Annotated in this window: 14 protein-coding genes; 7 read left to right on the plus strand and 7 right to left on the minus strand. The window is 63.9% G+C overall.

Going from position 1 to position 13,464, the window contains the following annotated elements; genetic code table 11:
* Window positions 1-12: 12 nt before the first annotated feature.
* Entirely contained in the window at window positions 13-1,101 is a 1,089-nt protein-coding gene (gene aroC / locus BLR13_RS08530) for a chorismate synthase (RefSeq protein ID WP_074825514.1), read from the minus strand.
* Window positions 1,102-1,225: 124 nt separating this feature from the next.
* Complete coding sequence (locus tag BLR13_RS08535; protein WP_074825512.1) at window positions 1,226-1,825, minus strand: histidine phosphatase family protein; 600 nt, start codon at window positions 1,823-1,825, stop codon at window positions 1,226-1,228.
* Window positions 1,826-2,079: 254 nt separating this feature from the next.
* On the opposite strand from BLR13_RS08535, the gene BLR13_RS08540 reads away from it, so the two are divergent.
* Window positions 2,080-2,568, plus strand: coding sequence for an RNA polymerase sigma factor (locus BLR13_RS08540; RefSeq protein ID WP_074280304.1), 489 nt, complete (start codon window positions 2,080-2,082; stop codon window positions 2,566-2,568).
* 113 nt (window positions 2,569-2,681) lie between these two features.
* Complete coding sequence (locus BLR13_RS08545; RefSeq protein ID WP_074825510.1) at window positions 2,682-3,452, plus strand: anti-sigma factor family protein; 771 nt, start codon at window positions 2,682-2,684, stop codon at window positions 3,450-3,452.
* A gap of 402 nt (window positions 3,453-3,854) precedes the next feature.
* Here the strand turns inward: BLR13_RS08545 and BLR13_RS08550 are convergent, their stop codons facing one another.
* Together BLR13_RS08550 and BLR13_RS08555 are read right to left on the minus strand one after the other, a co-directional pair.
* On the minus strand, window positions 3,855-4,823 hold the full coding sequence (locus tag BLR13_RS08550) for a DnaJ C-terminal domain-containing protein (RefSeq protein WP_074825508.1): 969 nt from the start codon (window positions 4,821-4,823) through the stop codon (window positions 3,855-3,857).
* Between the two features lie 191 nt (window positions 4,824-5,014).
* Window positions 5,015-5,419 carry an RT0821/Lpp0805 family surface protein gene (locus BLR13_RS08555; protein ID WP_074831752.1) on the minus strand — a complete coding sequence of 135 codons (405 nt, stop codon included), beginning with the start codon at window positions 5,417-5,419 and terminating at the stop codon, window positions 5,015-5,017.
* 122 nt (window positions 5,420-5,541) lie between these two features.
* Here BLR13_RS08555 and pdxH point away from each other — a divergent pair, with 122 nt between their 5' ends.
* Window positions 5,542-6,183 (plus strand): pyridoxamine 5'-phosphate oxidase, encoded by a 642-nt coding sequence (gene pdxH / locus BLR13_RS08560; RefSeq protein WP_074825506.1) that lies wholly within the window; start codon window positions 5,542-5,544, stop codon window positions 6,181-6,183.
* A gap of 118 nt (window positions 6,184-6,301) precedes the next feature.
* The gene (locus BLR13_RS08565) at window positions 6,302-7,057 is read left to right on the plus strand and encodes an SDR family NAD(P)-dependent oxidoreductase (RefSeq protein ID WP_074831750.1); all 756 of its coding nucleotides are present in this window, start codon (window positions 6,302-6,304) and stop codon (window positions 7,055-7,057) included.
* Between the two features lie 26 nt (window positions 7,058-7,083).
* On the opposite strand, the gene BLR13_RS08570 is transcribed toward BLR13_RS08565, so the two are convergent.
* Entirely contained in the window at window positions 7,084-7,308 is a 225-nt protein-coding gene (locus BLR13_RS08570; protein WP_074825504.1) for a hypothetical protein, read from the minus strand.
* Between the two features lie 184 nt (window positions 7,309-7,492).
* Window positions 7,493-8,470 (minus strand): magnesium transporter CorA family protein, encoded by a 978-nt coding sequence (locus BLR13_RS08575; protein ID WP_074825502.1) that lies wholly within the window; start codon window positions 8,468-8,470, stop codon window positions 7,493-7,495.
* A 339-nt stretch (window positions 8,471-8,809) separates the two neighbouring features.
* Here BLR13_RS08575 and BLR13_RS08580 point away from each other — a divergent pair, with 339 nt between their 5' ends.
* Window positions 8,810-9,487, plus strand: coding sequence for a L,D-transpeptidase (locus BLR13_RS08580; protein ID WP_074825499.1), 678 nt, complete (start codon window positions 8,810-8,812; stop codon window positions 9,485-9,487).
* A gap of 39 nt (window positions 9,488-9,526) precedes the next feature.
* On the opposite strand, the gene BLR13_RS08585 is transcribed toward BLR13_RS08580, so the two are convergent.
* On the minus strand, window positions 9,527-10,675 hold the full coding sequence (locus BLR13_RS08585; RefSeq protein WP_074825497.1) for an extensin family protein: 1,149 nt from the start codon (window positions 10,673-10,675) through the stop codon (window positions 9,527-9,529).
* 83 nt (window positions 10,676-10,758) lie between these two features.
* On the opposite strand from BLR13_RS08585, the gene BLR13_RS08590 reads away from it, so the two are divergent.
* Window positions 10,759-12,387: a fatty-acid--CoA ligase gene (locus BLR13_RS08590; RefSeq protein WP_074825495.1), complete on the plus strand. Its 1,629-nt coding sequence runs from the start codon at window positions 10,759-10,761 to the stop codon at window positions 12,385-12,387.
* A 204-nt stretch (window positions 12,388-12,591) separates the two neighbouring features.
* Window positions 12,592-13,446 carry a DUF1499 domain-containing protein gene (locus BLR13_RS08595; protein ID WP_074825492.1) on the plus strand — a complete coding sequence of 285 codons (855 nt, stop codon included), beginning with the start codon at window positions 12,592-12,594 and terminating at the stop codon, window positions 13,444-13,446.
* Window positions 13,447-13,464 lie beyond the last annotated feature (18 nt).

Genomic DNA, 13,464 nt, shown 5'->3' on the forward strand with positions numbered 1-13,464 from the left:
GGCTGACGCGTTCTATCCGCCGACCTGGCCACGATGCCGCAGGAAATGGTCCGCCAGCACGCAGGCCATCATCGCCTCGCCGACCGGCACCGCGCGGATGCCGACGCAGGGATCGTGGCGGCCCTTGGTCATGATGTCGGTGTCGTGGCCGGTGCGATCTACGGTCTGGCGCGGCGACAGGATCGACGAGGTCGGCTTCACTGCGAAGCGCACCACCACCGGCTGGCCGGTCGAGATGCCGCCGAGCACGCCGCCTGAGTGGTTGGACAGAAACCGCGTACCGTTATTGCCGGTGCGCATCTCGTCGGCGTTTTCCTCGCCCGACAATTCGGCAGCGCCGAAACCAGCGCCGATCTCGACGCCCTTGACCGCATTGATGCTCATCATCGCCGCCGCCAGTTCGCCGTCGAGCTTGGCGTAGATCGGCGCGCCCCATCCGGGCGGCACGCCTTCGGCGACCACTTCGACGACCGCGCCGATCGAGGAGCCGCTCTTGCGGATGCCGTCGAGATACTGCTCGAAGAACGCGGCCTTGTCCTTGTCGGGGCAGAAGAACGGGTTGCGCGCGATCTCGTCCCAGTCCCACTTCTCGCGATCGATCCTGTGCGGGCCCATCTGCACCAGCGCGCCGCGCACCTTGACCTCGGGCAGGACCTTTCGCGCGATGGCGCCGGCCGCGACCCGGGTCGCGGTCTCGCGCGCCGACGAACGGCCGCCGCCGCGATAATCGCGCAGGCCGTATTTGGCCTCATAGGTGAAGTCGGCATGGCCGGGACGAAACTTGTCCTTGATCTCGGAATAGTCCTTGGAGCGCTGATCGGTGTTCTCGATCAGAAGCGCGATCGGCGTTCCCGTCGTCACCTGCACGCCGGTCTCGGGATGGGCCATCACGCCGGACAGGATCTTCACCTGATCCGCCTCCTGGCGCTGGGTGGTGAAGCGCGACTGGCCGGGACGGCGGCGATCGAGATCGAGCTGGATGTCCTCGTTGGTCAGCGGGATCAGCGGCGGGCAGCCGTCGACCACGCAGCCGATCGCGATCCCGTGGCTTTCGCCGAAGGTTGTGACCCGGAACAGATGGCCGAAGGTGTTGAAGGACATTTTGGAGACCGCATGAATTACCGAGAAATCGGTATGTGTCGTAACCCCTAGATTCTAGGGGGTCAAATGTCCTCTCAGTCGTCATGGCCGGGCTTGACGGCGGATGGGGCGCGCCTCGCCGCCTTTAACTATATTTCTGCAATCCGCCGTCGCGGAACACGTAGACGGCGCCCTGCTCGATGGTCAGGTCGGCGGCGCTGAGCGGCGTTTCGATGCCGAGCACCACCATCAGCGCCCGCGCGGTGCCGCCATGCGCCACCGCGACCGTATCGCCCCGCAGCGAGGCATACCAATCCTGCATCCGGTCCTGGACATCGACATAGCTCTCGCCGCCGGGCGGCGACACCGTCCATTTCTCGGTCTGGCGCTTCGCATACAGGTCGGGGTCCGCAACCTGCATCTCGGGCAGGGTCGAGCCCTCCCACTGGCCGTAGCCGATTTCACGCAGCCGGTCGTCGAGCGCGTAACCGGCCGGCGGCAGTTTCAGTTCGCTGCGCACCAGCTCCATGGTGGCGCGGGCGCGGATCAGCGGACTGGCGACAAAGGCCAGCGATGATTGGTCACGTCCGTCGCGTGCGAACAGATCGAGCAGGATGTTGCCGGCCGCGGCCGCCTGCCTGCGGCCGAGATCGTTCAGCGGAATGTCCTGCACGCCCTGCAGCCTGCCTTCCGCATTCCACGACGTCTCGCCATGGCGAATGTAGTAGATCACGGGCGCGGGCATCGGACGTGCAGCTATTCCTTGATCAGCGAAGTGTTCGACGCTTCCATACGCTTGATGCCGACAACGTGTAGCCGGAATTCCGACAGGTCTGGAGGTACACCAGCACTCTGGCGGGGTACAGCCCAAATCCGCTCCGGATTAACGCTGTTTTGCGCTGGTTGCGATCGCCGGAATAGATGCCGCCATTGGGTGTTATGTTGGGTAAGGCGTTCGCGCCGGACCAAGACCTGGTGACGTCTAACGATCTGGAAGCAATGACCGCGTTTCGCCAAAGTGTCGAAGCCATGATACCGGCGCTCCGCCGCTATGCACGCGCGCTCGCGCGCGATGCCGACATCGCCGACGATCTGGTGCAGGATACGCTGGTGCGCGCGTTGCGTTCGGAACGGCTGTTTCTCGGCGGCGACGTCAGGAGCTGGCTCTATACGATCCTGACCAACCTCAACAAGAACCGGCGGCGATCGCTGGCGCGGCGGCCGCAATTCATGCCGCTGCTCGACAACAATCCGGATGCCAGCGGCACCGAGGCGGAGGGGCGCGACATCGCCCGCGCGCTGGCCACGCTGGTGGAAGAGCAGCGCTCGGTATTGCTGCTGGTGATGCTGGAAGGGTTGAGCTACCGCGAGGTCGCCGACATCCAGGGCGTTCCGATCGGCACCGTGATGTCGCGGCTGGCGCGGGCGCGCGCGCATGTGAAGGCTTCGCTCGAAGGCGAGCGCACGGCGCTGCGGCGGGTGAAGTGATGGCAGGCGTTATGCGTGGACAGAGTTCGAAACAAATCTCGACCTGGAATAGACGGCCTCAAGACTAGACAGAACTGAACAGACCGGCCCTGGAATAGACAGAGACGACGACAATGACCGAGCCCAACATTCCCGTCACCGAAGACGAGCTGCACGCTTACGTCGACAACGAGCTGCCGGCGGAACGCCGCGGCGACGTCGAGGCGTGGCTCGCGGCGCATCCCGACGATGCCGCGCGGGTGCAGTCGTGGCGCGCGATGGCGGAGGCGCTGCACGCGCGTTACGACGCGGTCGCCGACGAGGCGGTGCCGAAGCGGCTCGAGATCGAGCGGCTGGTGCAACAGCCGCGCCGATGGATGTACGGCGCCGTGGCAGCAGCGCTGGCGGCGTTCATCGTCGGCGGCGGCACCGGCTGGGTGGCGCGCGGCGCCACCGCAGCGTCCTCGACGTTCCAGAATTTCACCGTGGATGCGCTCGATGCGCACCGGCTCTATGTGGTGGAAGTCCGTCATCCCGTCGAAGTGCCCGGCAGCGAACGCGCCCATCTGCAGCAATGGCTGACCAAGCGCTGCGGCTGGGACGTGCGCGCACCCGAGCTTGCGGCGTCAGGACTGAAGCTGGTCGGCGGCCGGCTATTGCCCGGCCCGACGGGACCAGCGTCGTTCCTGATGTATGAGAGCGCGTCGGGCGAACGCTTCACGATCTACACCGCGAAATCGGAAGCCGAGGCGACGCAGATGCGATATGCGGCGCAAGGCAGCGAGAGCGCGCTGTTCTGGGCCGATCGCGGCGTCGGTTATGTGGTGAGCGGCGGCGTCGACCGCGGACGCCTGACGCAAATCGCCCAAGCCGTCTACGACCAGATGGAAAAAAGCGGCGGTTAGAGCACAGCCTTATCGGTTCTGATTGATCGGAACCGGGCTGTAGCGTTTTGTTTTTGACGCTTTTTTTCACGCGAACCGACGCCCACTTCGCTCGAAAACCCTATGGTCAGGCCGGTTGTCCCAATTCGGACACCGAAAATCTGGAATCAAGTCATGGGTGCGTCTCATTATCGCACTGGGTACTCACGAAAAAATGAGTAGCGCTCGATCCGCCGATCGGCGCAAGCGGCCTCGATCGGGGTTTGGTACCGCGCTGGTCCCCCTTTCGAGGCCGCCCCTCATTTCCCGAAAACAGCTTGTTTTCCAGGAGATGACCTTACTTTTCGGGCGCTAATTCGAGAAGGGACTTGGCGGCAAACTCCGCTCCTTGCTGGCGTGTTTTTGGCGCGAATCAGTCTCCGATCAGCCGAAATCGCTGCGCGGATTGTAGGGATGGCCGTCGCGCCACTTCTGCATCAATGCCTCAAGCTCGCTATCGTTCCCGTCCGGCAGGATGATCTTGGTGGTGACGAACAGATCCCCGACAGCCCCCGCTCTGGGCAGGCCCTTGCCCTTGAGGCGGAACGTGCGGCCGCTGGAGGTGTTTTTCGGGATCGACAGTTCGACCGCGCTGCCGAGCGTCGGCACGCGGACCTTGCCGCCAAGCACGGCTTCATAGAGCGTGATCGGCAGATCGACCCGCAAATCGTTGCCGTCGACCTTGAAGAACGCATGCGGCGCGATGCTGATCGTGATCAGGAGATCGCCGGGCGGATGGCCGGGCGCAGTCTCGCCCTGGCCCTTCAGCCGGATCTGCTGACCCGGGGTGACGCCTGCGGGAATCCTGACATTGAGCTCCTTGCCGGTCGGAAGGCGGACGCGCTTCTCCCCGCCGTTGACGGACTCTTCCAGCGACACCGCCATGGCGACGTTGAGATCGAGATCGACACCGATCCCGCCGGTATCGAATTCAAAAGTCCTGCCGCCACCGCCGCGCTCGCCCCGGGCCGCCGCGCCGCCGAACATGCTGTTGAGGATATCCTCGAAGCCAGCGCCGCCCATGGCGCCGGGGCCAGCGCCGCCCCCGGTCCGGAAGGTGTGCGACTGGAAGCCGCCGGGGCCGCCGGCGCGGCCGCGCGGGTCGCCGCCGGGAAAGCCCTGAAAGCGCGGCTTGCCCTCGGCGTCGATTTCGCCGCGATCGAACTGCTTGCGCTTGTCCTCGTCGCCGATGATCTCGTTGGCCGTATTCAACTCGGAAAAACGGTCCGCGGCCTTCGGATCGTTCTTGTTGCTGTCCGGGTGATGCTTCTTGGCGAGCTTGCGGTAGGCACTCTTGATCGCCGCAGCGCTGGCGCCCCGCGGCACCCCCAAGACCTCATAGGGGTCGCGCATCCGTCACGTCTCCTTCAAGGGAATTCGGTTTCTCAAAGCTTAGGACAAATCGCCCGCTTTGGCTTCATCTGGGGAGCCAGTTGCATTTTTGCAACGGCTTTATAGCCATGGTCTGGACCATGGCTATAAATTTATGTTTTGACGCGTTTTCTTGACGCGAACCGGAGCCCACTTCGCTCGAAAACGCTATGTTATCCTCGCTTCCAGGGCTTTAGCGTATGAATCTCCCACCGGCCATGACTGGCCTTGCAGGCTGCGCCCTGCAGCCAGCTTTCGGCGCGGCCGTTGACGTAGCTCGCCAGGAAATCACGGCAGGTCCGGCCATCCTCCGAGGCATAGGACTGGGCCAGCGGCGTCACCGACCCCCGCGCCCCGGTTTCCGGATTTTCCCAAGGCTGGCTGGAATCCTTGTCGCCCTTGGTCAGGACGTCGGAGGCGGCGTTGCGGGCAAACGCCAGATCGCTCTCGGTCGGGACCGGCGGCGTGGCCGGTGCGATCGACCCCGTGACCTCGCTGTCATCGATCTTGGCCAGCGCCTGGTCCGAACGGTTCAGGCTGCAGCCGCTCGAGCCGAGGCCGACCAAAATCAGCGTCACCACCGCGCCCGCTGGCCTGATCGCCGATAGGCCAACGCGTCCCCATGTCCTATATAGGGCGAACCTATACCGGGGCGATGGCGCGCTCTGGGACGCGAACGGACGCAACTGGAACTCCTGACATGACGGACACAACCTCCATCAAACACCCGACACCGTTAACATCGGGTGATTTTACCGCCGCCGAGGAACCGTTCACGCTGTTCGGGGAGTGGTTTGCTGAAGCGGTGAAGTCCGAGCCGAACGATCCCAACGCGATGTCGCTGGCCACCGTCGACGCCGACGGCCTGCCCGACGTGCGGATGGTGCTGATGAAAGGCTATGACGCGGATGGTTTCGTGTTCTACAGCCACATCGCCAGCCAGAAAGGCCGCGAACTCGCCGCAAATCCTAAGGCCGCTTTACTTTTTCACTGGAAGTCGCTGCGCCGTCAGGTCCGCATCCGCGGCAATGTGACGCCGGTGACGGCGGAAGAAGCCGACGCCTATTTCGCGACACGGCCGAAGCAGGCGCAGATCGGCGCCTGGGCCAGCAAGCAGTCGCAGCCGCTGGAAAGCCGCTTCGCGTTCGAGCAGGCGATCGCGCTGGTCGCCGCCAAACACCTGATCGGCGAGGTGCCGCGCCCGCCGGGCTGGAGCGGCTGGCGCATCACGCCTTCGCGTTTCGAATTCTGGCACGACCGTCCGTTCCGCCTGCACGACCGCATCGAGTTTCGCCGCGACAGCGCGGTACAGCCATGGGAAAAAGTGCGACTGTATCCGTAGCGCTTGAGCCGTCATGGCCGGGCTTGTCCCGGCCATCCACGTTTTTGCGCTCTCAACCAGTTTGAAGACGTGGATGCCCGGCACAAGGCCGGGCATGACGAAGAACGAGAGACTGTTTATGCCCCCCGCATCCAACCACGGCCCCCGACGCACGATGCTCCTGACCGGGGCCAGCCGCGGCATCGGCCATGCCACCGTGATCCGCTTTTCCTCCGCGGGCTGGCGCGTCATCACCTGCTCGCGGCATCCGTTCCCGGAAAACTGCCCGTGGGACGCAGGCCCTGAGGATCACGTCCAGGTCGACCTTGCCAACCACGCCGACACCACGCGGGCGATCTCGGAAATACGCGAACGCCTCGAAGGCGGCGCGCTGCACGCGTTGGTCAACAACGCCGCGATTTCGCCGAAAGCCCCGGGCGGCGGACGCATGGGCACCATGGACACCGATATCGACACCTGGAGCCATGTATTCCAGGTGAATTTCTTCGCGCCGATCATGATGGCGCGTGGGCTGATCGAGGAATTGAAGGCCGCCAGGGGTTCGGTCGTCAACGTCACCTCGATCGCGGGCTCCCGCGTCCACCCGTTCGCGGGCGTGGCCTATGCGACCTCGAAGGCGGCATTGGCTTCGCTGACACGGGAAATGGCGTCGGATTTCGGGCGGGTCGGCGTCCGCGTCAATTCGATCGCGCCGGGCGAGATCGACACCTCGATCCTGTCACCGGGCACCGAGAAGATCGTCGAGGAAGATATCCCGCTACACCGGCTCGGCACGCCCGACGAAGTGGCGAAGATCATCTACGTGCTGTGTACGGAAACCAGTTCCTACGTGAACGGCGCAGAAATCCACATCAACGGCGGCCAGCACGTTTAAGCGCGGGCACCGCGTTCGAAAAAAAATCAGATCAGACCGCGCAAGATCTGCGCGGCCTGCCAGCGCAGGGTGGTGTCGTCGACCCTGAACGTGGCGGAGCACTCGTCCTCGTTCTCGCCGTCGGCCAGAACAGCGCCGCAATGACGGCAAAGCCGTGCCGAGATCGCCTGCGCTCGGCCTGCGGCGCGCCCCTGTTGATAGCGCCCGAAATCGATGACGTTGCGGGGTGACGTTATAGTTTTCTCAACCATTGTATCCTCACGGCCTGAGGCTGTCTTATCGCAGACAAGTTTCGATCAATCGTTCAGCGCACCGCTCAAATTTTAGCAGTGGAATTGAGGCAGGTTTCGGACGTCGGGAAAGGCCGGGAACCGCGGCTATTTGTTTAACGCGTTTTCTTTACGCGAACCGGTGCCCACTTCGCTTGAAAACGCTTTAGAGCCACTTTTTCCACTTGAACAGGAAGTACGGCACGATCGCCGCGGCGACCATCAGGACCAGTGCGTAGGGATAGCCGTGCGCCCATTCGAGTTCCGGCATCGCCTTGAAGTTCATGCCGTAGATCGAGGCGATCAGCGTCGGCGGCATCAGCACCACCGCCATCACCGAGAACAGCTTGATGATGTTGTTCTGCTCCAGATTGACGACGCCGAGCATCGCGTCCAGCACGAAGGTGATCTTGTTGGAGAGGTAGGAGGCGTGGTCGGTCAGGGAAGCGACGTCGCGCTGCATGGTCTTGAGCTGCTCGCGCATGTCCTTGGACCATTTGACGCCTTCCATGACCGCCGACAGGAAGGTGACGACGCGGCCGATCGAGACCAGGCTCTCGCGGACCTTCGAGGTCAAATCGCCCTTGCGTCCGATCGCCTGCAGGATCTGCGAATACTGCTTGGCGTGGCCGTGGCGCTGCTGTTCGGGTTCGAAGATGTCGTGGGAAACCTGGTCGACGTCGGCGCCGGCGCGCTCCAGAATGTCGGCGCAGCGGTCGATCACGGCGTCGAGCAGCTCCATCAGCACCATTTCGCCGGTGATGCCGGACGCGCATGACCGCGCCAGCTTGTTCTCGACCAGCGCAAACGGCTTCGGTTCATCGTAACGCACGGTCACCAGGCGGTGGCCGGTGAGGATGAAGGTGACGGCCGTGGTCCGCGGCATATCGGTATCGGAATGGCACATCAGCGTCGCGGTCATGTAGCGTGCGCCGTTCTCGATGTAGAGCCGGCTGGAAATCTCGATTTCCTGCATGTCCTCCCGGGTCGGCACCGCGATGCCGGCCAACCGCTCCACCGCGTGATCCTCCGCCGCCGTCGGCTTCACCAGGTCGATCCAGACCGCGGCTTCCGGCAGGGCCGCCGGGTCCGTGACCTGGGCCTTCCTGAGGGCGGTTTCCGAGGGGACGTACACCGAGAACATGGGCAACTCCGGAACAGGGCACAAACCGTACCCAACGGCACTAAACGCGATTCTGACAAGCGCTTCATGACTGGGGTATTAATCGCCAGTCCCGATTTGTGGCGGTGGGGTGGCGGCAGCGTGACCTTGATTCGGCGGCGGCGCCACCCCTGCCCAAGAATCGACCCCAAACCGCAAAACTTGCGGCATAAAAGCCACAGGCAGCGTCCCGCAGTGCCGAACGGCCACGCAAGCACTGGAGTAATTGCCGGTTTTTGTCGATAATGAGATTAATGGAATCGTCGCGTTTGAGGCGCAGATTTGCCGCCGCGAACGCAGAGCTTTCGATTGGAAGTAAACATGTCGTCGCTGAAAGCTACATTGGGTATCCTTGCTGCCAGCCTGATGTTGTCAGGCTGCATCCAGGGCGCCACTTACGAAGCGACCAACACCCAGAATTTCAAGCCGCGCGACAAGGAACTGCTGGCCAAGGTTTCCTACGTGAAGACCCCGGTTCCGGAGGCTTTCCGCCGCGCGATCGTCGACTATCACCGCAAGGAAGCGCCCGGCTCGATCGTGGTCGATTCCGACAACCACTATCTCTATCTGGTTCAGGCCAACGGCAAGGCGATCCGCTACGGCATCACCGTCGGCGAAGAAGCCATGGCTTGGTCGGGCATCGCCAAGGTCGGCAGCAAGACCGAGTGGCCGCCGTGGCATCCGACCCCGGGTGAGATTTCGCGTCTCGGCGTGCCGAAGTTCGTGGCGCCGGGCCCGGACAATCCGATGGGCTCGCGCGCGCTCTATCTCTACTCCGGCGGCAAGGACACGCTGTTCCGTATTCACGGCACCAACCAGCCGGAATATATCGGCGCATCGATTTCGTCGGGCTGCATCCGCCTGACCAACGAGGACGTCATCGATCTCTATGACCGCGTCGGCCTCAATACGGTCGTGGTGGTGCTGGAGCCGAAGCACGGCGACTCGCCGTTCAATTCGCAGATGGCGCTGCAGGGCGGCGGCAACAACGTCCAGTAATCGCGTCGCAGCTTTCGAGCGAGATCAAAAGCGCCGGTTTTACCGGCGCTTTTTTGTTGCCGGCTTTTTTGTTGCCGGCTTGGCGGGCTCCGGTTCGGCCTTATCCTGTTTCGCGGCTTCCGCCGGTGCGGCGGCTTCGGGCTTGGCATTATCAGGCTTGGCTCCGTCAGACTTGGCGGCAACCTCGCGCGGCGGCGCGTCGTCGGGGCGTATCGCCGGCAACAGCGGTGCTATCTGCGGCAGCGGGTCCAGCACGTCCCACTGACAGATCCGGTAGTTGTTGCGCCGTTCCATCAGGTCGAGATGGATGTGATCTTCATGATACCAGTCCGAGCTCGGGCCGAGCACGGTCGAGAACCGCGCGCAGACCGAATGCAGCACGGTCTCGCGCACGGCCCGCGGCACCGTGCGGTCGGTGAGCGAGATCGAGCGGCCATTGGCGAGTTTGAGTGCGCGAACATCGAGCGCATTGGCGCGACCATGCTCGGAGAGTCTGGCGCCGACGATCCGGTTACGGCCGCGGCATTCGAACGAGTCGAAATTGTCGAGATCGGAAATCGTGCTGCCAAGGCTGACCGCGAGCGGCGCGATGTCGGTGCGGATCCAATCGGCCAGCTCCGAGGCCATGGCGCAACGCAGGATCGCGGCGGGCTTCACCGCTACCCGCCGCTGGTCCGGCAGCACGATCGCCTCGAGCCGCACCAGATCCTCGCCGCCGCAGCCGCCGGCGCCATGGATGTCGGGAATGCTGGGGGCGATGGCGATCGCTTCCGTCAGCGCCTGCCGGCAGGCCGAGGCTTGCGGCGCTGGCGGCGGTGAAGGCGCCGTCGCGGGTGCGGCCTGCTCGGCGGGCTTGCCGGCCTGGGGCGCCTGCGGTTCGGCGGCCGCGGGGCCTGTCCTTGTCGCTGTCTCGGCCGCCGGCGCATCGTCCGGACGCGGCCTCGGCAGCGGCACCGCCGCGCGGCGTACGCTGCCACGCAGCCTTTCTCCCCTTGGCTCTCTCCTTGGGGAGCCAACGCCGAACAGGTCGCCCCACGGCGCCGGGCGGAAACCCTTCGCGGCGTGGACCGGCCCTGCCTGCGCGCCGAGCAGGAGCAGCACAGCCGCAGCGGTAACCATTGCCGCCTGGTTGCGGCCAAAGGCGCCAGAAGCCCATTTTCGGCTTGCTTTCTCCGCGCTACAGTTCATGTCAATTCCATGATCTCACACCAGACCACCAGCACTTTGGCGGGATCATGCGGGAGCGAATAACCATCGGGAGGAACGTGCGTATGCTCGGATTGATGCAAGACTGGCCTTTGCTCTGCCACCGGATTATCGAACACGCGGCGAAGTATCACGGGACGCAGGAAGTCGTTACGCGGTCGGTCGAAGGTCCCATTCATCGCACCAATTACGCCGAAATTCATGCCCGCGCCCTGAAAGTCTCGCAACGGCTCGAACGCGACGGCATCAAACTCGGGGACCGCGTCGCCACCATCGCCTGGAACACCTGGCGCCACCTCGAAGTCTGGTACGGCATCATGGGGATCGGCGCGATCTGCCATACCATCAATCCCCGCCTTTTCCCCGACCAGATCGCCTGGATCATCAACCATGCGCAGGACCGCGTGGTGATGGTCGATATCACCTTCGTGCCGGTGCTGGAAAAGATCGCCGCCAGCCTGCCGAGCGTCGAACGCTACATCGTGCTCACCGACAAGGCCCATATGCCGCAGACCACGCTGAAGAACGCGGTCGCCTATGAGGACTGGATCGCGGAAGCGGACGGCAAGTTCCAGTGGAACAACTTTGACGAAAATACCGCCGCCGCGATGTGCTACACGTCGGGCACCACGGGCGATCCCAAGGGCGTGCTGTATTCGCACCGTTCCAACGTGCTGCACGCGCTTTTGGCCAATTCGAAGGATGCGCTGGGCACCTCGGCCGCCGACACCATGCTGCCGGTGGTTCCGCTGTTCCACGCCAATTCGTGGGGCATCGCGTTCTCCGCGCCCTCGATGGGCACCAAGCTGGTGATGCCCGGCCCGAAGCTCGACGGCGCCTCGGTCTATGAACTCTTGGATACCGAGAAGGTCACCTTTACCGCGGGTGTGCCGACCGTCTGGCTGATGCTGCTCAACCACATGGCCGCCGGCCACCTGAAACTGCCGCATCTGCGCATGGTGGTGTGCGGCGGCTCGGCGATGCCGCGCTCGATGATCAAGTCGTTCGTCGACATGGGCGTCGAGGTCCGCCACGCCTGGGGCATGACCGAGATGAGCCCGCTCGGCACGCTCGCCACATTGAAGCCGCCCTTCGACACACTCGAGGGTGAAGCCCGGCTCGATATCCTGCAGACGCAGGGCTACCCGCCCTACGGCGTCCAGATGAAGATCACCGACGATGCCGGCAAGGAGTTGCCGTGGGACGGCAAGACCTTCGGCCGGCTCAAGGTCTCGGGCCCTGCGATCGCAAAGGCCTATTTCCGCGTCGATACCGATATCCTCGACGATGAAGGCTATTTCGACACCGGCGACGTCGCGACCATCGACGCGCACGGCTACATGCGGATCACCGACCGCTCCAAGGACGTCATCAAGTCCGGCGGCGAATGGATTTCGTCGATCGACCTGGAAAACCTCGCCGTCGGCCACCCCGCGGTCGCGGAAGCCGCCGTGATCGGCATCCATCATCCGAAATGGGACGAGCGCCCGCTTCTGATCGTCCAGCTCAAGGCCGGCCAGAAGGCCACCCGCGAGGACATCCTGAAATACATGGATGGCAAGATCGCGAAGTGGTGGATGCCCGACGACGTCGCCTTCGTCGAGGGCATCCCGCACACCGCGACCGGCAAGATCCTGAAGACCGCGCTGCGCGACCAGTTCAAGGCCTACAGCTTCCCGAACGCGGCGGCGTAAGGCGAGAGGCGAATGGCGAGTGGGGAGTAGCGAATGGAGAAGTGGGGCCGGCTAAGGCCTCGTTTTTACCCTATTCGCCATTCGCTACTCGCTATTCGCCAACCTAATCTCCCTTGAAATTGCCGCAGGTCCGTGGTCTCAAGCGGGCTTATCGGCGGCCGGTGCCATTTGCCCGGCGACGCACCAACCCGGCAGATTTTGTTTATGGCCCGCAGGTTTTCCGCTCCCTATCAGTCGGAGCCCGTGTCCAGCCTCGCCACATGGGCGCGCAACCTCGCCATCTTCTCCGTGATCGCGGTCGTGGTCTCGATCCTGATCGTCCGCTTCGGCTTTCTCGAAATGAAGCCGGCGCTGGCGACGTTCTTCGGCGCGCTGGCGCTGGCTGTTCTGTCGATCCTGGTCGGCCTGGCTGCGTTTGCCGCGATCTGGCAGAACGGGTCGCGCGGCATGAGCCGGATCCTGCTGGCGCTCTTGATCAATGCGATCATTCTCGCCTACCCGGCCTATCTCGCCCTGCAATATCGCAAGCTGCCGCCGATCCACGACATCACCACCGATCCGATCGATCCGCCGCGCTTCGAGGCGCTGGCGCGGCTGCGCAGCGGCGAAGGCGCCAATTCCGCGGTTTATGCCGGCCTCTACTCGGCCGAGCAGCAGCGGCTGGCCTATCCCGATATCGAGACCGTGGAGCTCGAGGTCCCGCCGCAACGCGCTTACGACGTCACGCTCGCGCTGGTCACCAAGCGCAAATGGCTTGTCATCGACGAGCGCCCGCCGCAACCGCCGCGCCGCATCGGCCGTATCGAGGCGGTGGCGCGCACGCCGATCATGGGCTTCCGCGAGGACGTCTCGATCCGCGTCACCCCTGACGGCGACGATTCGCGCGTCGATATCCGCTCCTCGTCGCGCTATTTCGAAAGCGATCTCGGCAGCAACGCCGCCCGCGTCTCCAAGCTGATCGACGACATCAACACCGCCGTCGACAACGCCAACGCCAAGCCGGCCACGAAGAAGCCGCCGACACCGGCCAAGGCCCAGGCAAAGACGGTGAAGAAGTAGTAGCCGTCATTCCGGGGC

Origin of the sequence: Bradyrhizobium ottawaense (assembly GCF_900099825.1) — a bacterium.
Taxonomy (GTDB): domain Bacteria; phylum Pseudomonadota; class Alphaproteobacteria; order Rhizobiales; family Xanthobacteraceae; genus Bradyrhizobium; species Bradyrhizobium ottawaense_A.